General features: G+C 70.3%; 23 protein-coding genes. 8 read left to right on the plus strand and 15 right to left on the minus strand.

Annotation, left to right across the window (positions count from 1 at the left end; genetic code table 11):
• The first annotated feature begins 279 nt into the window (after nt 1-279).
• Nucleotides 280-1,359, plus strand: a complete 1,080-nt coding sequence (locus tag ABZS37_RS03505) for an AI-2E family transporter (protein WP_355165871.1) — start codon at nt 280-282, stop codon at nt 1,357-1,359.
• A 15-nt stretch (nt 1,360-1,374) separates the two neighbouring features.
• On the opposite strand, the gene ABZS37_RS03510 is transcribed toward ABZS37_RS03505, so the two are convergent.
• The 7 genes from ABZS37_RS03510 to ABZS37_RS03540 all read right to left on the minus strand — a co-directional run bounded on the left by ABZS37_RS03510 (nt 1,375) and on the right by ABZS37_RS03540 (nt 7,761).
• Nucleotides 1,375-2,184, minus strand: a complete 810-nt coding sequence (locus ABZS37_RS03510) for an alpha/beta hydrolase (RefSeq protein ID WP_355165207.1) — start codon at nt 2,182-2,184, stop codon at nt 1,375-1,377.
• 79 nt (nt 2,185-2,263) lie between these two features.
• The gene (locus ABZS37_RS03515; protein WP_355165208.1) at nt 2,264-2,587 is read right to left on the minus strand and encodes a hypothetical protein; all 324 of its coding nucleotides are present in this window, start codon (nt 2,585-2,587) and stop codon (nt 2,264-2,266) included.
• A 64-nt stretch (nt 2,588-2,651) separates the two neighbouring features.
• Nucleotides 2,652-3,719: a hypothetical protein gene (locus ABZS37_RS03520; protein WP_355165209.1), complete on the minus strand. Its 1,068-nt coding sequence runs from the start codon at nt 3,717-3,719 to the stop codon at nt 2,652-2,654.
• Complete coding sequence (locus ABZS37_RS03525; RefSeq protein WP_355165210.1) at nt 3,716-4,210, minus strand: SigE family RNA polymerase sigma factor; 495 nt, start codon at nt 4,208-4,210, stop codon at nt 3,716-3,718. Before ABZS37_RS03525 ends, ABZS37_RS03520 begins: the two co-directional genes overlap by 4 nt.
• Before the next feature lie 40 nt (nt 4,211-4,250).
• Nucleotides 4,251-6,041: a 3-hydroxybutyryl-CoA dehydrogenase gene (locus ABZS37_RS03530; protein WP_355165211.1), complete on the minus strand. Its 1,791-nt coding sequence runs from the start codon at nt 6,039-6,041 to the stop codon at nt 4,251-4,253.
• A gap of 135 nt (nt 6,042-6,176) precedes the next feature.
• Nucleotides 6,177-7,241, minus strand: coding sequence for an alpha/beta hydrolase (locus tag ABZS37_RS03535; RefSeq protein WP_355165212.1), 1,065 nt, complete (start codon nt 7,239-7,241; stop codon nt 6,177-6,179).
• Between the two features lie 103 nt (nt 7,242-7,344).
• Entirely contained in the window at nt 7,345-7,761 is a 417-nt protein-coding gene (locus tag ABZS37_RS03540; RefSeq protein WP_355165213.1) for an FHA domain-containing protein, read from the minus strand.
• 255 nt (nt 7,762-8,016) lie between these two features.
• On the opposite strand from ABZS37_RS03540, the gene ABZS37_RS03545 reads away from it, so the two are divergent.
• The gene (locus tag ABZS37_RS03545) at nt 8,017-9,513 is read left to right on the plus strand and encodes an aldehyde dehydrogenase family protein (protein ID WP_355165214.1); all 1,497 of its coding nucleotides are present in this window, start codon (nt 8,017-8,019) and stop codon (nt 9,511-9,513) included.
• 80 nt (nt 9,514-9,593) lie between these two features.
• Nucleotides 9,594-10,253: a class I SAM-dependent methyltransferase gene (locus ABZS37_RS03550; protein WP_355165215.1), complete on the plus strand. Its 660-nt coding sequence runs from the start codon at nt 9,594-9,596 to the stop codon at nt 10,251-10,253.
• 5 nt (nt 10,254-10,258) lie between these two features.
• Here ABZS37_RS03550 and nucS read toward each other — a convergent pair whose 3' ends face one another.
• Entirely contained in the window at nt 10,259-10,918 is a 660-nt protein-coding gene (nucS, locus tag ABZS37_RS03555) for an endonuclease NucS (protein ID WP_355165216.1), read from the minus strand.
• A gap of 71 nt (nt 10,919-10,989) precedes the next feature.
• On the opposite strand from nucS, the gene ABZS37_RS03560 reads away from it, so the two are divergent.
• A complete protein-coding gene (locus ABZS37_RS03560) occupies nt 10,990-11,607 on the plus strand; it encodes a DUF4126 domain-containing protein (RefSeq protein ID WP_355165217.1) in 618 nt (205 codons plus the stop codon).
• 71 nt (nt 11,608-11,678) lie between these two features.
• Here ABZS37_RS03560 and ABZS37_RS03565 read toward each other — a convergent pair whose 3' ends face one another.
• On the minus strand, nt 11,679-12,233 hold the full coding sequence (locus tag ABZS37_RS03565; protein ID WP_355165218.1) for a hypothetical protein: 555 nt from the start codon (nt 12,231-12,233) through the stop codon (nt 11,679-11,681).
• 1,015 nt (nt 12,234-13,248) lie between these two features.
• Between ABZS37_RS03565 and ABZS37_RS03570 the strand changes: the two genes are divergently transcribed.
• Entirely contained in the window at nt 13,249-13,545 is a 297-nt protein-coding gene (locus ABZS37_RS03570) for a DUF1540 domain-containing protein (RefSeq protein ID WP_355165219.1), read from the plus strand.
• Between the two features lie 18 nt (nt 13,546-13,563).
• On the opposite strand, the gene ABZS37_RS03575 is transcribed toward ABZS37_RS03570, so the two are convergent.
• Nucleotides 13,564-15,570, minus strand: coding sequence for a protein meaA (locus ABZS37_RS03575; RefSeq protein ID WP_355165220.1), 2,007 nt, complete (start codon nt 15,568-15,570; stop codon nt 13,564-13,566).
• Between the two features lie 150 nt (nt 15,571-15,720).
• On the opposite strand from ABZS37_RS03575, the gene ABZS37_RS03580 reads away from it, so the two are divergent.
• Together ABZS37_RS03580 and ABZS37_RS03585 are read left to right on the plus strand one after the other, a co-directional pair.
• Complete coding sequence (locus ABZS37_RS03580; protein ID WP_355165221.1) at nt 15,721-16,572, plus strand: ABC transporter ATP-binding protein; 852 nt, start codon at nt 15,721-15,723, stop codon at nt 16,570-16,572.
• Nucleotides 16,569-17,414, plus strand: a complete 846-nt coding sequence (locus ABZS37_RS03585) for an ABC transporter permease (protein ID WP_355165222.1) — start codon at nt 16,569-16,571, stop codon at nt 17,412-17,414. Before ABZS37_RS03580 ends, ABZS37_RS03585 begins: the two co-directional genes overlap by 4 nt.
• A 238-nt stretch (nt 17,415-17,652) precedes the next feature.
• On the opposite strand, the gene ABZS37_RS03590 is transcribed toward ABZS37_RS03585, so the two are convergent.
• Nucleotides 17,653-18,501: a 3-hydroxyacyl-CoA dehydrogenase family protein gene (locus tag ABZS37_RS03590; protein WP_089019239.1), complete on the minus strand. Its 849-nt coding sequence runs from the start codon at nt 18,499-18,501 to the stop codon at nt 17,653-17,655.
• A gap of 80 nt (nt 18,502-18,581) precedes the next feature.
• On the minus strand, nt 18,582-20,024 hold the full coding sequence (gene murA / locus ABZS37_RS03595; RefSeq protein ID WP_355165223.1) for a UDP-N-acetylglucosamine 1-carboxyvinyltransferase: 1,443 nt from the start codon (nt 20,022-20,024) through the stop codon (nt 18,582-18,584).
• Here murA and ABZS37_RS03600 point away from each other — a divergent pair.
• The gene (locus tag ABZS37_RS03600) at nt 20,023-20,595 is read left to right on the plus strand and encodes a cob(I)yrinic acid a,c-diamide adenosyltransferase (protein ID WP_355165224.1); all 573 of its coding nucleotides are present in this window, start codon (nt 20,023-20,025) and stop codon (nt 20,593-20,595) included. The two genes, murA and ABZS37_RS03600, sit on opposite strands and share 2 nt — an antisense overlap.
• Nucleotides 20,596-20,817: 222 nt before the next feature.
• Here the strand turns inward: ABZS37_RS03600 and ABZS37_RS03605 are convergent, their stop codons facing one another.
• The 3 genes from ABZS37_RS03605 to ABZS37_RS03615 all read right to left on the minus strand — a co-directional run bounded on the left by ABZS37_RS03605 (nt 20,818) and on the right by ABZS37_RS03615 (nt 22,798).
• Nucleotides 20,818-21,273: a DUF2550 domain-containing protein gene (locus ABZS37_RS03605; RefSeq protein ID WP_355165225.1), complete on the minus strand. Its 456-nt coding sequence runs from the start codon at nt 21,271-21,273 to the stop codon at nt 20,818-20,820.
• A 12-nt stretch (nt 21,274-21,285) separates the two neighbouring features.
• The gene (locus tag ABZS37_RS03610) at nt 21,286-21,567 is read right to left on the minus strand and encodes a F0F1 ATP synthase subunit epsilon (RefSeq protein WP_354995240.1); all 282 of its coding nucleotides are present in this window, start codon (nt 21,565-21,567) and stop codon (nt 21,286-21,288) included.
• Between the two features lie 88 nt (nt 21,568-21,655).
• The gene (locus ABZS37_RS03615; RefSeq protein WP_355165226.1) at nt 21,656-22,798 is read right to left on the minus strand and encodes an LCP family protein; all 1,143 of its coding nucleotides are present in this window, start codon (nt 22,796-22,798) and stop codon (nt 21,656-21,658) included.
• Between the last annotated feature and the right edge of the window lie 205 nt (nt 22,799-23,003).

A 23,003-nucleotide genomic window follows, 5' to 3' on the forward strand; every position in this document is an offset into this window, starting at 1 on the left:
TCCGCCGACGACCCGGACGCGACGCCGCACACCGAGACGCCGCACACCCAGGCACCGCACACCGAGACGCCGCACACCGAGGCACCGCACACCGAGGCACCGCACACCCAGGCACCGCACACCGAGGCGCCGCACACGCCGGCACCGCACACTGTGGCGCCGCACACCAAGACGCCGCACACCAATACGCCGCACAGCGAGGCACCGCACAGCGCGGCACCGCACACTGAAACGCCGCACACCGAGGCGCCACCTCCGGTGCCGGTCCCCGCCCCGGGAATCGACCCGGATGAGCCGCCGGCGGTCCCGTCCGGGAAGTTCGGCACGCCGGGGCGTCCGCTGCGGCGCAGCAGCTTCCTGATCGGCTTCACCGGTGCGCTGGGCGTGCTGCTGGCGTACACCCTTTATCTGGGCATTCGCAATGCCGGCGGCATCCTGGTGCTGGTGGTGATCGCGCTGTTCCTCGCGGTTGGCCTCAACCCGGCGGTGGTCCGGCTGCACCGCTGGGGGGTGCCGCACGGCCTGGCGGTGGCGGTGGTCGCGTTGACCGTGGTCCTGCTGCTCTGCGGCGGCGTGGTGGCGCTGGTCCCGCCGATCGTGACCCAGTCCGGGCAGTTCATCGACCAGATCCCGAGCCTGCTCGACGAGTTGCGCCGCAATCCGACGGTCAACGACCTGGTGGAGCGGTACGACGTGGTGGAGCGGGTGCAGAGCGCGGCCAACGCCCAGACCGTCGGCCGGGCGCTCGGCGGGGTGCTGGGCGGCGCCCAATTGATCTTCGGCACGGTGTTCCGGACGCTGACCGTGCTGGTGCTGACCATCTACTTCCTGGCCTACTTCAACCGGCTGCGCTCCCTGGGCTACTCGTTGGTGCCCCGGTCACGGCGGCAGCGGGTGCAGCTGATCGGCGACGAGATCCTGGCCAAGGTGGGCGCGTACATGGTCGGCGCGCTGAGCATCGCGGTGCTGGCCGGCGCGACCACCTTCGTGTTCGCGCTGATCGTCGGGCTGCCGTACCCGTTCGCACTGGCCGTGGTGGTCGCGGTGACCGACCTGATCCCGCAGATCGGCGCCACCCTGGGCGCGGTGATCGTGAGTCTGGTCGGCTTCGCCAGCGACCTACCCATCGGCATCGCCTGCGCGGTCTTCTTCCTCATCTACCAGCAGGTGGAGAACTACCTGATCTACCCGAAGGTGATGCGGCGCTCGGTGGAGGTCAACGAGGTGGCCGCCCTGCTGGGCGCGCTGCTCGGGGTGGCGTTGCTGGGCGTGGTGGGCGCGCTGATCGCCATCCCCACGGTGGCCGCGCTGCAACTGATCCTGCGCGAGGTGGTGCTGCCCCGCCAGGAGACGCGCTGACCCGCGTCCCGCAGGTCAGTCGGCCTTGCCGGCGGTCGGGCCGGGAACGGGTGTGTCGGCGAACGAGGCCACCGTCCGATCGGCGTACGCGCTGACGTCGCCGGCCTCCATCGGGCCGTCCCAGGTCGTCGGCAGCGGCACCTCGGCGGCCGGGTTGACCCGCCGGACGATCTCGTCGAGCACCGTCTCCGCGTCGCCCACCCAGAGGTGCTTGGCGCCCGGCACCCCGACGACCTCGGCCTGCGGCACCGCGGCGAACCGCTCACGCGCCTCGGCCGGGCGCAGGTAGTCGTCGAACTCCGGCACCAGCGCCACGAGCGGCCGACCGGAGCCGGCCCAGGTGGCCAGGTCCTCCGGGGCCGAGAAGCGCAGCGGCGGGGAGAGCAGGATCGCGCCGGCGATCGCCGGATCGCAGCCGTACTTCAGGGCCAGGTCGGTGCCGAACGACCAGCCGACGAGCCAGATGTTGGGCAGCTCGGCGAACTCCGCGTACTCGATGGCGGCCGCCACGTCGTACCGCTCCCCCACCGCGCCGTCGAACGCTCCCTCGCTGGTGCCGCGCAGACTGCTGGTGCCCCGGGTGTTGAACCGCAGCACGGCCACGTCGGCCAGCGCGGGCAGCCGCCAGGCCGCCTTGCGGAACACGTGGCTGTCCATCATCCCGCCGTGGGTGGGCAGCGGGTGCAGGCAGACCAGGGTGGCCACCGGCGGCCGGTCGGCCGGCAGGGCCAGCTCGCCCACCAGCCGCAGACCGTCGGCGGTGTGCAGCTCGATGTCCTCCCGGCGGCCGGGCAGGATCGACGACGCGCGGATCGCTGTGCTCACCGCCCAAGTCTGTCGCGAACTCACCGCCACCGCCCGCCCAGGCACGAACAGGGTGATCCAGGTCGCTCAGTAGCGCCGCTCAGTAGCGTGGGGCGCCCCGGCCACGCTGCACCGCCGGGCCACGCCGGTCCCGGGCGCGCCAGCAGCCGCTGTGCCAGTGCCGCCGGTCCGTCAGGTCACCCAGGCCGTCCGCCGGCCAGGCCACCAGGTGCGCCACCCCGGGTCGGATCTCCTGGTTACAGCCGGGGCAGCGGTACGTCTTGACCGACGCGCCCGCGCCGATCCCGCGGACCTGCCAGGCGCCGTCGGTCCACTGCTGCACCGAGGCGACGCCCTGCCGGACCCGATCGTCGTCCAGGTTGACGTTCTCGTCCCGGCGAGGGCGATTGCGACGAGGGCTCACAGTCACCAAGCGTACGGTCCGTCGGGCGGGACGACCTCGCGGCCGGCCCGCCCGACGGTTGAGGTCACTGCCAGCTCTGCGGCTGGGTCGGGTCCTCGGACAGTTTCACTTCCGCCAGCAGGGCCGTCGCCTCCGCCTCGGTGAAGATGTTCGCGGGTCTTTCGCCGTCCCAGGGCCAGCCGAAGTCGGCGATCACCCTCGTGTGGGGGATGCCGATCAGTTCCAACCTCGTCCCCTTCGCGGAGAGCAGCGCGGGTCGGCCGGCGATGGTCCGATCTGCCTCGGTATAGGTGCCCGCCCGGCTCGCGTACCGGTACTCCACCGACATGTTTTCCCTCGCGGCCCGTTGAAGACCGAAGCGGGCGGTGACCAGTCTCGGGTACGAGGCGACGTCGACCGTGCAGACGGTGAGCTTCGCGCCTTCGGGCAGGGCACCGAGCCGCAGCGGCGCGGCGCACCGGCGGGCCTCCTTCCAGCGCAGGGCCTCGACCGCTTGCTTCAGCACGGCCGGGTCCCCATGCAGCATGACGGCACGGGCGTACAGGCCCGGCGCGGGCTGCCACAACTTGACCAGCCCACGGGCCATGCCGCTGGCCGGACGGACCGCACCGTCGAAGTTCGGGCGTCCCAGTTCGGTCACCTCGAAGGACACGCCGTCGATGTTGACGCTGCTGAACAAGTCGGCCGACCTGCCGACGTCGATGCGCACCTCTTCGCTGCCTGCCACGCTGAGCCGTACGGTCTCGCCCTGATCCCGGATCACCTCCCAGCCGAGGTAGCGGGCTCGGGTCGGGTCGAGGCCGACGTGCAGCACCTGCGGATCGGCACCCACCAGCGTCGGGTCGGCGGCGGCACCGGGCACCCCGTCGGCGCGGGGTGGCACCGGCGGGACCACGGCGGGAGTAGCGGTGGTCCAGGGCATGCGGCCGGTCAGCCCGTCGAGGCCCGTCCCGGTCACCCCGACGACGCCGAGGGCTCCGAGCAGGGAAAGCGCGGTGCCGGCGGCGACCCGGCGGTGCACCTGTCGGCGGCGGCCCCGAGCACGGGACGCCCGCAGCAGCCGGTTGGTGTCCACGTCACCCTCGGCACGCTCCCGCAGGGTCTGGACGATCTGTTCGTCGAGGTCGATCACGGCCGGCTCCCGTTCGTGGCCGGGGCACCGCAGCGCTCCCGGAGGTTGGCGAACGCCCGCATCGCATGGGTACGGACGGTGACCGGCGAGCAGTCCAGGATCTGGGCGATGGTCGCGTCGTCGAGGTCCTCGTAGTAGCGCAGCACCAGCACCGCACGCTGACGGTCGGGCAGGCCGAGGATCAGCCGCCACATCTCGTCCCGGTCGGCCACCTCGCCGCCGAGATCGCCACGCTGCGGCCTGTCGACGACGGTGTCGACGACCAGCTCACGGTTCGACCGGCGACGCCACCAGGAGTTGTTGGCGTTGACGAGCATCCGGCGTACGTACACGTCGGGCCGGTCGGCTCGGGCGATCTTGCGCCAGTGCACGTACGCCCGGGACAGCACCTCCTGGGTGAGGTCCTCGGCCCGGTGCTCGTCACCGGTCAGCAGCCGGGCCAGCCGGACGAGGGCCGGGCCGCGGCTACCGACGTACTCCTCGAAGGTCACACCCTGCAGACGCCGCCGGGGCCGTCCGGCGTTGACCCGGTCAGCGGTGCGAGTGGTCGCGGAAGCCCCGGCGGGTCTTGCGGCCCAGGTAGCCGGCGGTGACCAGGTGCTCCAGCAGCGGCGCGGGTGCGAAGCCCGGCTCGCGCAGCTCCAGGTACAGCTCCCGCTGAATGGCCAGCGAGACGTCCAGCCCGACCACGTCGAGCAGCTCGAACGGGCCCATCGGGTAGCCGCAGCCCAGCTTCATCGCGTGGTCGATGTCGTCGGCCGTCGAGTAGCTGGCCTCCAGCATCTTCACCGCGTCGTTCAGGTACGGGAAGAGCAGCGCGTTGACGATGAACCCGGACCGGTCGCCGCAGACCACGCCGGTCTTGCCCAGTGCGGCGCAGACCGCCCGTGCGGTCGCGGTGGCCTCCGGGGAGGTGCGGATGGTGCGGATCACCTCGACCAACGGCATGACCGGCGCCGGGTTGAAGAAGTGCAGCCCCACCACGTCGGCCGGCCGGTGGGTGGCCATCGCCACGTCGATCACCGGCAGCGAGGAGGTCGTGGTGGCCAGCACCACGCCCGGCTTGCAGATCTCGTCGAGGCTCGCGAAGAGCGCCTTCTTGACGCTCAACTCCTCGACCACCGCCTCGACCACCAGGTCGACGTCGGCGAGGTGGTCGAGCGTGGCCGACCAGCTGATCCGGCCGAGCGCGGCGTCCCGGTCGGCCTCGGCGAGCTTGCCGCGTACGACGCCCTTGTTCAGCGAGGTCTTCACCGCTTCGCAGACCTTCGCGGACTTCTCCATGCCACGGGTCACCGAGATGACCTCGTAGCCGGCCTTCGCGAAGACCTCGATGATCCCGGTGGCCATCGTCCCCGAGCCGACCACGCCAACCTTGGTGATGGCTCGCGCGCCGTCGGCGAGCGCGGACTCCGTGGCCAGCGGCGTCGCCTCGTCCGGTACGACCACCGGTGAGCCGGGCCGCTCGTAGGTGTAGAAGCCCCGACCGGACTTCCGGCCGAGCAGCCCTGCCGTGACCATCTGCTTGAGCAGCGGCACCGGTGCGTGCCGGCGGTCCCGCCCGCCGCGCCGGTACATGGTGTCCAGGATCTCGTACGCGGTGTCGAGGCCGATCAGGTCCATCAGCGCCAGCGGACCCATCGGCAGGCCGCAGCCGAGCTTCATCGCGGCGTCGATGTCCTCCCGGGTCGCGTAGTGCGACTCGAACATGCCGACCGCGTGGTTGAGGTAGCCGAAGAGCAACGCGTTGGCGATGAAGCCAGCCCGGTCGTTGATGGTGACGTCGACCTTGCCGAGCCGGGAGCAGAGCGCCTCCACGTCGGCGACCACCTCGGGTGCGGTGACGACCGTGCGGACCACCTCGACCAGCTTCATCACGGGCGCCGGGTTGAAGAAGTGGATGCCGATCACCTGGTTGGGCCGGCTGGTTGCCACGGAGATCTCGGTGACGCTCAGCGACGAGGTGTTGGTGGCGAGGATGGTCTCCGGCCGGCAGATCCGGTCCAGCTCCGCGAAGATCCGCTGCTTGAGGTCCAGGTGCTCGGGCACCGCCTCGATGACCAGGTCGACGGAGTGCAGGGCCTCCAGCCCGACCGCGAAGTGCACCCGCTCGTGCAGGGCGTCCCGGTCGGCCGCGGCGAGCTTGCCCTTGGCGACCGCCCGGTCGGTGGAGCCGGTGAGGGTGACCCGGCCCCGCTCCAGCGCCGGCTCGGAGATCTCGACCGCCACCACGTCGATGCCGTTGCGGGCGAAGACCTCGACGATGCCGGCACCCATGGTGCCCAGCCCCACCACGCCTACGGTGCTGAACTCGCGCGCCACGACCGGCCTCCCCAGACACTCCGCACGGCCACTGAACGGCCGCTAAGGTTATGCGCGCGAGTCTGCCACGTGACGCTCAGTTGTCGAGGCGCCGTGGCATATTTCACCCACAACGCCGCAGGTGCCCGGACGCCTTCAGGCGGCGGGCACGGTGGTCAGGGCCAGCAGCTCCGCGACGAACTCCGCCGGGCGCTCCAGGTGCGGGCTGTGACCACAGCCGGGCAGCACGACCTCGTGGTACGCGCCACCGGCCGCCTCGTACCGCTCCAGCACCGCCCGGGTCTGGCCGATCATCGGCTGTGGCGGGCAGGTCTCCTCGCCGGGCCAGCCGGGCACGAGACCCAGCGAGCCCAGGTACGCCAGGTCGAACAGCGAGGTGTCCGAGACGATGACGTCGGCGTCCCCGCGTACCCAGGTGACCGGGGGCTTCTCGGCGACGGCCACCAGCTCGTCGGCGAGCCGGAAGAAGGTCGGCGCGAGCGCGTTGAGCACCCCCCGCTCCCCCGGTGCCGTGCCCGGCCAGTTCTCCGAGGGCACCGCCGTGCCCGGGTAGTTGTCGTCCCCGGTGGCGGTGGACAGAACGGTGTCCAACAGCAACTCCTCGTCCGCGCCCAGCGAGGCCGGATCGGCCACATAGGTCGCCCGCAGCACGGCGCGAGGGCTGGCCGGGGCGTCCGCGCTCCGGTCGCCGGCCGCGAGGCGGGCGACGAAGTCCGGGTTCGCCGTGCCGGCGCCGGTGCCGGCGAAGTCGGGGGTGGTCGGCGTGCCGGTCAGGTCGCGGGTGCCACCGAAGCCGTACGGGGAGACCGGCGCCGCGAGCAGCAACGCGCCCACCCGGTGCGGGTGATCGACCAGCAGTCGCATCGCCACTCCGCCACCGAGGGAGTGCCCGACGACCACCGGGCGGGCGTTGCTGGCGCTGAAGAGCGTCGGGTCGTCCAGCAGGGCGGCCACGTCGTCGGAGAAGTCCCGCAGACCCCGGGTGGCGTCCACCGGGGCCGTCGCGGAGTCGCCGTACCCCCGCAGGTCGGGGGCGACCACCCGCAGCGTCGGCGGCAGCCTGCGGACCAGAGGCTCCCAGAACAGCGCGGACGAGCAGTTGCCGTGGATGAGCAGCACCGGCGTGCCGTCCGGCGGGCCGGCGACCCGTACCGCCTGGGTTATGCCGTTCGCCGTCACGGTCCGCTGCTCGGTCTCCATCCGCGGCATGCTGCCATGCCCGCCCCCGCCGGTCCATATGCCGGACAGCCACCCGGCCGCACTACCCGGTGTGGCCCCCACCACCAGGAGGTCCGGCCCGCGGTCAGCGGCGCGCGCTGGGCGGCGTGGCCAACGGCAGCGGCAGTGTCGGTCGGACGTCACGCCGGGACGGGCCGAAGCTGAGCCCCACCGGATCGGTGTGCGCCACTCCGGGGTCGAACAGGCGCAGTTCGGTGCGACCGAGCCGGATCACGTCGCCGTCGGAGAGCCGTTCCACCTCGGTGATCCGGCGGTCGTTGAGCCAGGTGCCGTTGGTGGAGCCCAGGTCCCGCAGTGACGGGCCCTCCGGGGCCAGCCACACCTCGGCGTGGCGACGGCTCAGGTGCGGATCGTTGATGACCACGTCGCCGCTCGGCGCCCGGCCAATCACCTGCGGTTCGGCACGCACTCGAAAGCTCGCCCCGCGCATCGGCCCACCCGCGACCGTCAACAGCGGCATCAGTTCCGGATGTTCCTCCATGGACAGTCAGCCCTCCACCCCGCACCGTCACTCCGCGCGTCAGCCTGCCATCAGACGGTAGTCGTCAATACCGACCGGCCGGTCAGCTCCTCGTCACCTCCCGGCCATCTGCCGTTCGACGGTTCGGGCGGGCCGTATCGGACACCAGCACCCTGACCTGCACTGATCAACGATCGTTCGGGCCGGTGCGACTCCGGTCCCGCCGCCCCGATCGGAGAACTACCGGCGAGTAATCTTCGGGTCTAGACTTCCGACATGACGGCTGTGCATGTCCCGGGTACCCCGGTCATCGAGGCGGGCCGGCTGGTCTCGACCAGCCCGGCCACCGGCGCGGAGGCCGGTCGCCTCCCGGTCGCCACCGAAGCGGACGTGCGGCGGGCCGTCGACCAAGCCCGCGCCGCCAGCGAGTGGTGGGGCGGGCTCGGCTTCACCGGCCGCCGCGAACGGATGCTGCAGTGGCGCGCCCTGCTCGCCAAGCGCATCGAGCAGTTGGCCGAGCTGGTGCACGTCGAGGGCGGCAAGCCTATCCCCGACGCCATCGTCGAGATCGTCACCGCGATCGAACACATCGACTGGGCCGCCCGCAACGCCGGCCGCGTGCTCGGTCCGCGCCGGGTGCGGTCCCGGCTCATCCTCGCCGAGTTCTCCGGACATCTCGAATACCAGCCGTACGGCGTGGTCGGCGTGATCGGGCCGTGGAACTATCCGGTCTTCACGCCGATCGGCTCCGCCGCGTACGCGCTGGCCGCTGGCAACGCCGTGGTGTTCAAGCCGAGCGAATACACGCCCGCCGTCGGCCAATGGCTGGTGGACAGCTTCGCCGAGGTGGTGCCCGAGCAGCCGGTGTTCACCGCCGTGCACGGGCTGGGCGACGTGGGCGCCGCGCTGTGCCGCTCCGGGGTCAACAAGCTGGCCTTCACCGGCTCCACCGCGACCGCCCGAAAGGTGATGGCCGCCTGCGCCGAGACGCTGACCCCGGTGATCATCGAGGGCGGCGGCAAGGACGCCATGATCGTCGACAGCGACGCCGACCTGGATGCCGCCGCCGAGGCGTGCGTCTGGGGCGGCATGACGAACGCGGGCCAGACCTGCATCGGCATCGAGCGGGTGTACGCCGTCGACTCGGTCTTCGACGCCTTCCTCGACAAGGTGGTGGCCCGCGCCGGCAAGCTGACCGTCGGGCCGGAGGGCACCGACATCGGCCCGATCACCATGCCCCGCCAACTCGACGTGATCCGCCGGCACATCGACGCCGCGATCACCTCCGGCGGGCGTGCCGTGCTCGGCGGCCCGAGCGCGGTGCAGCCGCCGTACGTCCACCCGACCGTGCTCGTGGACGTCCCGGAGGACTCGGCAGCCGTCCGCGAGGAGACCTTCGGCCCCACGCTGACCATCAGCCGGGTCCGTGACGCCGACGAGGCCGTCACGCGCGCCAACGCCCTGCCGTACGGCCTTGGCGGTTCGGTCTTCGGCCGACGGCGCGCAGTGGCCATCGCCCGGCGGCTGCGCTCCGGGATGGCCTCGATCAACTCCACCCTGACCTTCGCCGGCATGTCCACCCTGCCGTTCGGCGGGGTCGGCGACTCCGGCTTCGGGCGGATCCACGGGGAGGACGGGCTGCGTGAGTTCGGCCGCGCCAAGGCGATCACCCGCCGTCGGGCCCGGTCGCTGCTGCCGTCGATGACCTTCGAACGAACCCCGACCGACATGGCCCGGCTCGTCAAGGCCATCAAGATGATGTACGGAAGGTGAGTGTCGGATAACCGATCTTCAAATAAGATCGGCGTATCCACATGTTTGTGCACCGTGGTCACGGCGGTACATTGCGTTAAATGGGCCCCAATCGATTGCGCTACCGCCTTGTCGACAGTGACCAGTCGTGGAGCGCCCGACGGCGTCGGCACCGCTCGGACTGGCTGGCACGCATCTTCCCTGACATCGGTGACATGCACGTGGTCGATCTCGGCGGCCGGCTCGGCACCTGGCACCGCGCCACTGTCCGGCCGGCCCGGGTGACCGTCGTCAACCTGGAGCAGCCGCCTGCCGTCGTCCCGGAGTGGGCACACGTCGAACAGGCCGACGCCTGCGACCTGCCGCCGCACCTCGCCAAGGGCGACTACGACATGGTCTTCTCGAACTCGGTGCTGGAGCATGTGGGCGGGCACGAACGCCGACTTCGCTTCGCCGCGGCGGCCCGCTCACTGGCCGACCGGCACTGGGTGCAGACGCCCTACCGCTACTTCCCCATCGAGCCACACTGGATCGCGCCCGGCATGCAGTTCCTGCCGGTGCGACTGCGCACCGCGTTCGCCCAACGGTGGCCCCTGGGGCACAAGCCAACCCGCAGCCATGCCGCCGCCATCCACCAGGTGCTCTGGACCGAGTTGCTGGACCGCTCGCAGATGCGCCACTACTTCCCCGACTCGAGCATGCTGGTCGAGCGGGTGTTCGGCCTACCCAAGTCGCTGATCGCGGTGCGTACCGGGAAGTAAGCCGCTCAGAAGAGAGTCAGCTCGTCCTTTTCGATGCCCCGCAGCTTGTCGTAGTTCACGACCACACACCGGATGCCCCGGTCGGTGGCGAGCACCCGGGCCTGCGGCTTGATCTCCTGCGCGGCGAAGACCCCGGCGACCGGGGTGAGCAGCGGGTCACGGTTCATCAACTCGAGGTAGCGGGTCAACTGCTCCACCCCGTCGATGTCGCCACGCCGCTTGACCTCGACGGCGACCGCACCGGCGTTGGCGTCCCGGCAGAGCAGGTCGACGGGCCCGATCGCCGTCATGTACTCGCGACGGACCAGCGTGAACCCCTCACCCAAGGTGCCCGGGTTCGCGGCCAACAACTCCTGCAGGTGCGCCTCCACGCCGTCCTTGCGCAGGCCCGGATCCACACCCAGTTCGTACGAGGTGTCCTGGAAAATCTCCTCCAGGGTGATCCGCAACTCCTCGCCAGCCTTGTTGACCACCCGCCACACGCCGGGGGCCTCCTCAAGCCGACACGGCGGGCTCATCCAGTTCAACGGCTTGTACGCCCGGTCGTCGGCGTGGATCGACACCGACCCGTCCGCCTTCACCATGAGCAACCGGGTGGCCAGCGGCAAATGAGCCGAGAGCCGTCCGACGTAATCCACCGAGCACTTCGCAATGACCAACCGCACCCGACGAGGGTAGCCGAGCACCCGCCGGTCGCCATCGAGCGGCACTGGCGCGTCGATGCGATGCTGAGAACGTGTTCGAAGTCCTCACCGGCACCGGCCTCGCCGCTTCAGCGGGGCTGAACGCCTACATACCCCTGCTCATCCTCGGTCTTCTCGGCCGCTACACCGACCTGATCGACCTCCCCAGCGGCTGGACCTGGCTTGGCAACGGCTGGGTCATCGTCATCCTGGCGGCGCTGCTCGTCGTGGAGATGGTGGCGGACAAGGTGCCCGTGGTCGACCACTTCAACGACCTGGTGCAGACCGTTGTCCGACCCACCGCCGGCGGCCTGGCCTTCGGCGCCGGGTCCTCGTCGGAGACGGTGACGGTCAGCGACCCGGGGAGCTTCTTCTCGTCCCACCAATGGGTGCCGGTCGTCACGGGCGTACTGCTGGCATTCGGCGTGCACCTGCTCAAGTCCGCGGCACGTCCCATCGTCAACGCGACCACCGCCGGGTTCGGCGCCCCGGTCGCCAGCACCGCCGAGGACGCCACCAGCGTGGTGGTCTCCCTGGTGGCGATCATCCTGCCGGTGTTGGTGCTCGTCTTCCTGCTCGGCCTGGTGGTCTTCGTCTACTGGTTCTTCCGCCGACGCTCCGAACGCCGCCGGGAACGCGAAGCGGCGCGCGCCGCCGGCTTCCGCGTCTGACGAGGTCGCATGCCACTGGCCGGCACCCCGGGTTGGGGTGCCGGCCAGCGGTCTAGGTGCTTGTGTGGAGGTCAGCTGTTCCAGTGCTGGGCGACCAGGTCGGTGGCCTGCTGCTCCCACTGGGCGTACGCGTCCGGGTAGGCCGAGACCTGCACGGTCTGCGCGGCGACGGTCAGGGGCATGTCCTGCCACCCGTCGACCTGCTTCAGGCCCTTCAGGAACGCGGCCGTCGAGTAGGCGGGGTCGGTGATCTGCTCCGGCGTGCCCCAACCGCTGGTCGGACGCTGCTGGAACAGGCCCAGCGAGTCGTGGTCGTTGGCGTCGCCGAGGTGGCCCAGGTTCTCCAGCTTCGACTCCTGCAGGCTCGTGGCAATGGAGATGACCGCGGCCCGCTCCGGCAGACCGGCCTTCTTCGTCGCCGCGATGATGGCCTTGACGTTGGTGGTCTGCTCCTCGTTCAGGGTGATCCGGGACTGGTCACCCTGCGGCTTGGCCGTCTGCACCGCGACCGCTACCGGCTTGGTGTCGACCGGGTTGGCGTGGGCGGCGATCGGGCCGGCGAAGACACCACCGGCGAACGCGAGACCAGCAACAGACAACACACTCTTACGAATGATCGTGTTCATGAGGGTTAGCTCCTTCGGGGGTAAGGACACCCACCAACCGATCAGGGGCAACGGTCACGCGGGTGTGAGCACCTCGTCCGGGCGCATCAGAAATCAGGGGGAAAAGTCTTTTGGGGTTCGGCGCCTACGGCCGGGGGTGGCTTGGGGCGCCGGGGTCGGCGGCCTACGAGCGGAAGGCTCATGGCGCCTGGATCTGCGGCCTACGGGCGGAGGGGCTCGTGGCGCCGGGTTCGGCGGCCTACGGGCGAAAGGCTCGTGGCGGCGGGTCCAGGTGTAACGACCGGGGGCCGGGAGTCATTCCGGGGGTGGCCCATCCATCGGCGCCCAATTCCATCGGCACCCACGGCGAGGCGGTGACCGGGGGTCGTTCGTGGGGACTGTAACGACCGGGCGGCGCCGAGCATTCCAAATCCTCGGGGCCAACGCTCCAGCCCGTGGGGCACCCCAAGGCGCGGGGTGGCGGGCCGGTGGTACTGCGATCGTCAGGGTATGTAACGACCCCGGGCCGGCCATGATTCCAGGCCACGGGTGCGATCGACCACAGGACGAAACTCGCATACTGGACACTCGGGCCATAAACAATCGAACGTTCCGGGCGTGGACCGACCCCAGAGGGGTTGATCGACTCCATGTCGCGGACATGGGGGCATCCCGGGGTCGGGAAACCGCAATATCGCCGATACGGGGGTACGGACGCCGCGACGAGGCACCCCGGGCGGGTCGACAGTCAGCGTTTACCTCACAGGCATATTTATGCCTGTGAGGTATCGCGCCCACCGAGCAACGTCCCCGCCACCAGACCCGGCGAGGTCGCGGCGAGCACGCGGACCGGGCAAGGTCAGGCCGAACACGCCCACCGGGCAAGGCCACGCCGAACACGCGGACCGGGCGAGGCCACGGCGAACACGCCCCGACCGGGCGGGGCCGGCCACCCATCGGCGGGATGGGCTGGCATAGCGAGGGTCACGAAGCCGACAAAAGCCTACGATCGGGCAAAAGACTAGAGGAGGTCGTCATGACCGCAGCGTTGGAGATGCCCCGAGTGCAGGAATGTGTGGTCGCTGCCTGCGCGTACAACAACGCCGGCGACTGCCACGCCTTCGCGATCACGATCGGCAGCATGGATCACGCGCACTGCCACACGTTCTTCGAGTCGTCGGTGCGGGGCGGCGTGGAGAGCCTGATCGCTCAGGTGGGCGCGTGCCAGCGGTCCGACTGCCGGCACAATGAGCAGCTCGAGTGCCACGCGTCGTCCATCAAGGTCGGCCCGGACAACGACCTGGCCGACTGCATGACCTACGACGGCCGCTGACCCTCCACCCCAGGCCGTTCAGGACAGGTCGTTGGCGCGGCGGATCACCGTCACCAGGTCGTCGATGATGCCGGTGAGGGCGAAGTCCCTCGGGGTGAAGACGCGGGCAACCCCGGCGGCCCGGAGCGTGTCCGCGTCACCGGCGGGGATGATGCCGCCCACGACCACCGGTAGGTCCGCCCGGCCGGCGGCGCGCAGCCCGTCGAGCACCGCGGGCACGGCGGCCAGGTGCGACCCGGAGAGCACGGACAGCCCGACCAGGTCGACGTCCTCCTCGACGGCGGCGGCGACGATCTGCCCTGCGGTCAGCCGGATGCCCTGGTAGACGACCTCGAAGCCGGCGTCACGGGCGCGTACCGCGATCTGCTCCGCGCCGTTGGAGTGCCCGTCCAGGCCTGGTTTGCCGACCAACAGCCGCAGCCGGCCGCTGCCCAGCTCGCGGGCGGTGGCGGTGACCCGCTCGCGGACGGCCGCGAGGCCCGGGTCGCCGCCGCTGCCGGTGCCGCCGGCCAGGCCGGTCGGTGCCCGGTACTCGCCGAAGACCTGGCGCAACGCACCGGCCCACTCGCCGGTGGTCACGCCAACTCGCACACACTCCAGGGTGGCCGGCATCAGGTTGGTGGTGGTCGCGGCGTCCGCGCGGAGCCGGGCAAGGGCCGCATCGACGGCGGCCGTGTCCCGATCGGCCCGCCACCGGTGTACGCCGTCGACGGCGGCTGCCTCGACCGAAGGGTCGACCTGCTCGACGGCTTCCGCACCGGCGGCGGTCAGCGGGGAGGGTTCGGTCTCGGCGTACCGGTTGACGCCGACCACGACGTCGGCACCGGACTCCATCCGGCGGCGGCGCTCGGCCAGTGCGGCGACCAGGGCGCTCTTGAGGTAGCCGGTTTCCACGGCGGCGACCACGCCGCCCAGCTCCAGCACCTTGTCCAGTTCGGCCCGCGCCCCAATGACGATCTCGTCGACCAGCGCGGTCATCACGTGCGAGCCGGCGAAGAGGTCGGGATATTCGAGCAGGTCCGACTCGTACGCCAGGACCTGCTGCATCCGCAGCGACCACTGCTGGTCCCAGGGGCGGGGCAGGCCGAGCGCCTCGTTCCAGGCGGGCAGCTGCACCGCGCGGGCCCGGGCATCGCGGGACATCGTCACGCCGAGCATCTCCAGCACGATGCGCTGGATGTTGTTCTCCGGCTGCGCCTCGGTGAGGCCGAGCGAGTTGACCTGCACGCCGTAGCGGAACCGGCGTTGCTTGGCGTCGGTGACCCCGTACCGGTCCCGGGTGATCTCGTCCCAGAGCACGCCGAACGCGCGCATCTTGGCTATCTCCTCGACGAAGCGCACCCCGGCGTTGACGAAGAACGAGATCCGCTGCACCACGTCGCCCATCCGCTCGGCGGGCACCTGGCCGGAGTCGCGGACCTCGTCGAGCACGGCGACCGCGGTGGCCAGCGCGAAGCCGACCTCCTGCACGGGCGTGGCACCGGCCTCCTGGAGGTGGTACGAGCAGATGTTGACCGGGTTCCACCGTGGCATCTCGCGCAGCGTGTACGCCACGACGTCGGCGGTGAGCCGCAACGACGCCGCTGGCGGGAAGATGTAGGTGCCCCGGGACAGGTACTCCTTGATGATGTCGTTCTGCGTGGTGCCGGCGCAGCGGGCCAGCTCGGCGCCCTGCTCCAGCCCCACGGTGCCGTAGAGGGCGAGCAGCCACATCGCCGGGGCGTTGATGGTCATCGAGGTGTTCATCTCGGCGAGCGGGAGACCGTCGAAGAGCGCCCGCATGTCGCCGAGGTGGGCCACTGGCACGCCGACCCGGCCGACCTCACCGGCTGCCAGCTCGTGGTCCGGGTCGTACCCGGTCTGGGTCGGCAGGTCGAAGGCGACCGAGAGGCCGGTCTGCCCCTTCGCCAGGTTGCGGCGGAAGAGGGCGTTGGTAGCGGCGGCCGACGAATGGCCAGCGTAGGTGCGCATCACCCACGGGCGGTCCCGCTCGGGCAGCCGCCCCGAAGATGCCGTCTCATCCATGGCCGGAGTTTAAGTTACCGTTCAGTAAAACGGGCTGTGGAAAACCACACAGGTCCATGTCGGGGACGTCCGGCTGCGAAGCACGCGCAATGGCGCACACCGACACACCCGGGGAACCAGGCAACCCCGGCCAGGCGCACACTGGATGCCATGGATGACGAGTTGGCGATCTCCGTACGGGGGCTGCGCAAGGCGTACGGCGACAACGTCGCGGTGGCGGGCGTGGATCTCGACGTACACCGTGGCGAGGTGTTCGCCCTGCTCGGCCCGAACGGCGCCGGCAAGACCACCACGGTGGAGATCCTGGAGGGTTACCGGGCCAGGGACGGCGGCGAGGTCTCGGTTCTCGGCGTGGACCCCGCGCATCCCGGCCCCGACTGGCGGTCCCGGGTGGGCATCGTGCTGCAGGGCACCGGCGAGTTCGACGAGCTGACCGTGGCCGAGGTGATCCGGCACTTCTCCGGCTTCTACCCCGACGCCGACGACCCGGACAAGGTGATCGAGCGGGTCGGGCTGGCCGGTAAGGCGAAGGCACGCACCCACACCCTCTCCGGTGGGCAGAAGCGCCGCCTCGACGTGGCGCTCGGCATCATCGGCCGGCCCGAGCTGCTCTTCCTCGACGAGCCGACCACCGGCTTCGACCCGGAGGCGCGCCGCGAGTTCTGGGACCTGATCCGCGATCTGGCTGCCGCCGGCACCACCATCGTGCTGACCACCCACTACCTGGACGAGGCGGAGTCGCTGGCCGATCGGGTCGGTGTGATCGCTGGCGGCCGGCTGGTCGAGGTGGCCGCCCCGAACCGGCTGGGCAACCGGCAGGAGGCCCTCGCGACGGTCTCCTGGCGTACCCCCGACGGGACGTTGGAGAGCGCGCAGAGCGCGACGCCGACGGCCCTGGTGGCCGACCTGGCCGCGCGCTACGGCGGCGAGGTCCCCGGCCTCACCGTGACCCGGCCGACCCTGGAGGACGTCTACCTCACCATGATCGGACACGCGCGATGACGACCACGACGAAGCCGGCGACGCCGGTCGCCGCGACCCGCAGCCGACGGCCGGGTGCCGGCGCTCTCGCCCTGCGGCAGGGCCGGCTGGAGATCACCCAGTTCCTGCGCAGCCGGGAGTCCGTGGTCTTCACCATGGGCTTCCCGGTCATCATGATCCTGATCTTCGCGTCGATCTTCAGCGGAGAGATCGGCGGCGGGGTCAAGTTCACCCAGTACTTCATCACCGGCATGATCGCGACCGGCCTGATGACGGTGAGCTTCCAGAACCTCGGCATCTGGATCCCGATCGAGCGGGACCGGGGCGTGCTCAAGCGCTACCGGGGCACGCCGATGCCGAAGTGGGTCTGGTTCGCCGGCAAGGTGATCATGGTGGTGGCGATCGGCATCGCCGAGACCGCGCTGCTGTTGGCCGTCGCGGTGGCGCTGTTCGACCTCGACCTGCCGGGTACGGCCGGGAAGTGGCTCACCTTCGGTTGGGTCTCCGTGCTCGGCGTGACCGCCTGCACCCTGTGCGGTATCGCGATCTCCTCGCTGGCCCGCACCGCCCGCAGTGGCTCGGCGGTGGTCACCCCGGTCGCCCTGGTGCTCCAGTTCATCTCCGGCGTCTTCTTCGTCTTCACCGACCTGCCCACCTGGATGCAGCAGGTGGCGGCACTGTTCCCGCTCAAGTGGATGTGCCAGGGGCTGCGGTCGGTCTTCCTGCCGTCCAGCTTCGGCGCCCAGGAACCGGGCGGCTCGTTCGAGCTGGGCCGGGTCGCGCTGGTGCTGGCCCTGTGGTGCGTGATCGGCGTGGTGCTCTGCCTAACCACCTTCCGCTGGACCACAAAGCGCGACGGCTAACCCACCCGCCTCCGGCCCGGCCCAGTCACCCGCCCGGCCCCCCTACCCCGCACCCCTACCCCGCCCCGCCCTACCCCGCCCGCCCCTACCCCGCCCGCCCCTACCCCGCCGATCTAGGGCTCGTTGTTGCTTGTTGATCTCAAACGACAGCGATTAGCCCTAGATCGGCGGGGCGCGGGGGCGGCGGGGCGCGGCGGGGCGGGGCGGGGCGGGCGGCGGGGCGGGGGCGCGGTGGGGGTTAGTACGTGTAGAAGCCCTTGCCGGTCTTGCGGCCCAGGTCTCCGGCGGTGACCATCCGCTGGAGCAGCTCCGGCGGGAAGAACTTCTCGTCCGCGGTGTCGGTGTAGATGTTCTTCGAGGCGTGCAGCAGCACGTCGACGCCGGTCAGGTCGGTGGTGGCCAGCGGGCCCATGGCGTGCCCGAAGCCCAGGCGGCAGGCCGTGTCCAGGTCCTCCGCGGACACCACGCCGGACTCGACCAGCTTGACCGCCTCCACCACGAGGGCGGAGATCAGCCGGGTGGTGACGAAGCCGGCGATGTCCCGGTTGACCACCACGACCGTCTTGCCGATCTCCTCGGCGAAGGCCCGCACGGTGGCCAGCGTGGCGTCGCTGGTCTTGTAGCCACGGACCAGCTCGCAGAGCTGCATCATCGGCACCGGGGAGAAGAAGTGCGTACCGACGACGGCCTCGGGCCGCTCGGTGACCGCGGCGATCTGGGTGACCGGAATGGCCGAGGTGTTGGTGGCGAGCACCGCATCGGCCTTGCAGATCTTGTCCAGGGCGCGGAACACCTCGTGCTTGATCTCCAGCCGCTCGAAGACCGCCTCGACCACGATGTCCGCGTCCGCCGCCGCCTCCAGGTCGGTGGTCGGGGTGATCCGGGCGAGCGTCGCCTCGACCTCGGACGCCTCGATCCGGCCCTTCTCGGCGAACTTCTCCAGTGACTTCCGGATGCCGCCGAGCCCCCGGGTGGTGGCCGCGTCGTCCAGATCACGCAACGTCACCTGCCAGCCGGCCTGCGCCGCCACCTGGGCGATGCCGGAGCCCATCAGCCCGGCCCCGACGACTGCGAGTCGACCCGCCATCTACTTCTCCCTCGCTGCGATTGAGTGCCTCCCTGCACCCTAGTCGGCGAGCCTGAACGATGGCTAAGCCCGGTCGGGCGTCAGATCTCCAGCGCCGGTTCCTCCGGCGTGGTGCCCCGCTCGACGGCCACCCCGAGTGCCCGCAGGTCGGCCACGAAGTCCGGGTAACCCCGGTCGACGTGGTGCACATGGGAGACCTCGGTGACCCCCTCCGCGCAGAGCCCGGCGATGATCAGCCCTGCGCCGGCGCGGATGTCGGTGGCCCGCACCGGGGCACCGGAGAGCCGGTCCCGCCCCCGGACCACCGCGTGGTGCCCGTCGGTCTTGATGTCCGCGCCCAGCCGCATCATCTCGTTCGCGAACATGAACCGGCCGTCGAAGATGTTCTCGGTGATCAGGGAGGCGCCGTCGCTGACCGCGGCCAGCCCGATCGCCATCGGCAGGAGGTCGGTGGCGAAGCCGGGGTACGGCAGCGTCACCACGTCCACCGCTCGGGGCGGGTCGTCCATGCGTACCCGGAAGCCGTCCCCCTGGGTCTCCACCAGGCCGCCGGCCGCCACCACCTTGTCCAGCGCGACCTCCAGGAACGCCGGGTCCAGCCCGGTCACCGTCACATCGCCCCGGGTCATCGCCGCCCCGAACGCCCAGGTGCCGGCGACGATGCGGTCCCCCACCGTGGCGTGCCGGACCGGTCGTAGGCCGGGCACCCCGGTGATCCGCAACATGGACGTGCCGGCACCGGAGATCCGTGCGCCCATCTGGTTGAGCATCGTGCAGATGTCGACGATCTCCGGCTCCCGGGCCGCGTTGTCGATCATCGTGGTGCCCTGGGCCAGCACCGCCGCCATCACCAGGTTCTCGGTCGCGCCGACGCTCGGGAAGTCCAGCACGATGTCCGCGCCGCGCAGCCCGTGCGGGGCGGAGGCGATGACGAAGCCGTGCTCACCGGAAATCTCCGCGCCCATCCGGGTCAGCCCGGAGATGTGCATGTCCAGCCCCCGTGACCCGATGGCGTCGCCGCCGGGATGGGCCACCCGCACGTACCCCCGGCGGGCCAGCAGCGGGCCGAGCACGCAGATCGACGCGCGCAACCGTCGGACCAGGTCGTAGTCGGCGTCCGCGCCCGGCTGCTCAGGCACGTCGATGGTCACCGAACGGGACCGGGCCACGCCACCGCGGGCGACCATCGGGTCCACCGGGTCGTCCGCGTCGAACCGGACGTCACAGCCCAGCCGACGCAGCACCTCCCCCATGATCGCGATGTCGGTGATCCGCGGGACATTCGTGATCACGCTGCGGCCCGGTGCGAGCAGCGCGGCGGCCATCAACTTCAACGCCGAGTTCTTGGCGCCGACCACGTGCACGGTGCCGGCCAGTCGGGCGTCACCGTGGACCCGGATGACGTCGACATCGCTGACCGCTGGATCGCCGGCGTCGCCGGGACCCGCCACCACCGGCCAGCCGGCAGTGTTGTCCGGCCGCGTCGGGATCGTCAGGTCGGGAATCCGTAGGCTGTGCGTCATGGCCGTCCACCTCACGCGCATCTACACCAAGGCCGGCGATGCCGGCATGACCAGGCTGAGCAACAACGAGCAGGTGCCGAAGACCGATCCACGGATCGCCGGGTACGCGGATGTCGACGAGTGCAACGCGGCGATCGGCGCCGCTATCGCCCTGGGCGATCTCGACGAGGAACTGCGGGGCGTGCTGGGGTCGGTGCAGAACGACCTTTTCGACGTGGGCGCCGACCTGGCCACCCCGGTCGAGCCGGACCCGAAGTACCCGCCGCTGCGGGTGACCGAGGAGTACGTCGAGCGCTTGGAAGGTTGGTGCGACGAGTACAACGCACGCCTGAGCAACCTCGACTCCTTCATCCTCCCCGGCGGCACCGCGGGTGCGGCGCTGCTGCACGTGGCGCGGACCATCGCCCGGCGTGCCGAACGGTCAGCGTGGGCGCTGGTGAGCCACGATCCGGAACGGACCAGCCCGCTCCCGGCAAAGTATCTCAACCGGCTCTCCGATCTGCTCTTTATCCTGTCAAGAACGGCAAATCCGGCGGGCGATGTGCTATGGGTGCCGGGCGGCAAGCGCTGAACGGGGGCACTCTGCACCACGTCGAGGTGTGGGTTCCCGATCTGGCCGCCCCCACGCGTAGCCGGGGGCGGCTCCTCGACAAGCTGGGCTGGCCGGCTGACCCGACCCCTTGATCAACTCCAGGTCGGCGATGTCGGGGCATCCAAGCCAGCCGGACACCCCGACATCGCCGATACCGTGTCGATCAAGCCGCCGGAAACCCTGACAGCGACCAACGACGGGTCAGGCGGCGGGCCAGTCCTGGGAGGCCATACGCGGCGAGACCGCCCCCGGAGGGGCGGCCTCGAGCCAAGAAAGGAAGCCGGTCACGGTCGACCGCGCCATGGCGATCTCCACCGGTGCGTGGTGACTGGTACAGCGGAGAATCACCCAGTCGGCCGGCATGGAGAGCCGCTCCTGACCCTCCGGCAAGCGACGGCGCTCCACCGCGAGGCCCTTGCGGGAGAGCACACGCTTGGGCCGCAGCGCGAAGCTGAACATCCGATACCAGCGCAGCTCGTCACCCGCGAACCGGCCGAAGCCCGGTGACCAGCCGCGACCGTCGAGCATGGTGGTGACCCGGACGCTGAGCCGGATGATGCCACCGCTGCGGGTGACCAGAGCTCGCCGGACGAAGAGGATGAGAAGCGCGCCGAGGATGACGACAACGCCGATTCCGAATCCTCCGACGATCTCCATCCCCGGTACGGCTCAGCGGCTCTGCGCGGAAACCGGGGTTGCGCTCTCGGCCAACACGATGACGCCGTTGGCGCTCACCGAGAGGAAGCCGCCGGCCACCTCGTAGGAGACCTGCTCACCGCCGGCAAGCTTGATGCGCACCTGGCCGGGCTCGGCGAGCTGACCGAGGAGCGGCGCGTGCCCTGGCAGGACACCGAGCTCGCCTTCGGTCGTCCGGGCGACGACCATTTCGGCGTCACCCGACCAGACCTTCTCCTCGACGGCGACGAGCTCGACGTGAAGCTGCTGTGCCACGCTGTCTCCTTGCTGCGGCGACGGATTGCCGAAAGTCTAGCCTGACGCTCACGCGCTCCCAACACGGGTGGGGAGAACCGCGCCACGTCTATTTGGCCTTGTTCAGGAATTCCGGGTGCTCCAGTAGGAACGGGTCGAGTTGCTCGTTGTGCAGGGCTGTGAAGAAGTCCGGTACGCCTGCCTGGAACTGCTCACCCAGGTACTTCTTGCCTTCGAAGACCCCACCACCGGGAAGCTTGATCATCTGGATCGTGTTGGGGCGGACGTCCTTCAGGGCGATCCCGAAGTCGACAACGCTGTTGCCCCGACCGTTGAAGATCAGCGACTGGCCGGCGGCGCGGAGCACCTTGTCCAGCTTGATGGGGTTGGACACCACGTCTGCGCTGAACGCCTGGCCGACCATGGCCTTGACGAACTGCTGCTGGTGGCGCTGCCGGCCGTAGTCGGAGTCCAGGACACCATTCTTCGGGTAACGCTGCCGGACGTAGTCCAGTGCCTGCCACCCGCTCAGGTGCTGGTTGCCCTTCTTGTAGATCGCCTGCGGGCCGACATAGCCCTCGCCGCGCGTATTGCCCGGCCGTGCCGTGCCGTCCGGCTGCTTGTGCTCGGACTTCACGTCCCGCTCGATGTACATGTCAACACCGCCGATGGCATCGACGATCTTCTGGAAGCCGGTGAAGTTGATGATCGCGCCAGCGTCGAACCGCTTGATGCCGGTCACGTTCTGCACGGTCGTGGCCAGCAGCTCGAAGCCCCGCGCCGCGTCCGGGTTCGCCCCGGGGACCCGGCTGCCGAACGACATGGCGGCGTTGATCTTCGTGGTCTCGCCCGGGAACTCGGCCTTCTTGAACGGCGGGATGTGCACGTAGAGGTCCCGTGGCATCGAGAACAGGTAGGCCCGGTCCATCGACGCCGGAACGTGCAGCACCATGATCGAGTCGGCCAGGGGCGCCGCCGTCGGCGTACGCGGGTCGATGCCCACGAGCAGGATGTTGAGCGGGCCCTTGATCTCACTCTTCTTCGCCTGGGCACCCGCCGCCTGGTCGCCGAACAGGTCGGCCTTGCCGACCGCCCCCTCGTAGCGGGCCAGGAGGACCTCAGTGCCGACCAGCACCGCCCCGCTGAGCACGGTCAGCACGGTGCCGAACACCGTGCAGATCCTGGCCCAGCGCGGCACACCACGCCAGACGGACGACTTGCGGCCACTCTTGCCGGCCTTACCCACGAGCATCTCCGTTCGTTACGCCCACGAAGAGGAAGACGGGCGCACGTCGTCGAAAGGTTGCAAAGATCAACGCTCGTTCAAGGTGAGCGCGGATCGACCGTATCTCGGGCGACTCGGAACCGACGACCAGGAGTAACGGACCGCGACGATGATAGGACGCGAAGATGAACAAAAGACTGCCCCGGCGTTGCCGGGGCAGTCTTTTGTTTCA

The organism is Micromonospora sp. NPDC005413 (assembly GCF_040606435.1).
Taxonomy (GTDB): domain Bacteria; phylum Actinomycetota; class Actinomycetes; order Mycobacteriales; family Micromonosporaceae; genus Micromonospora.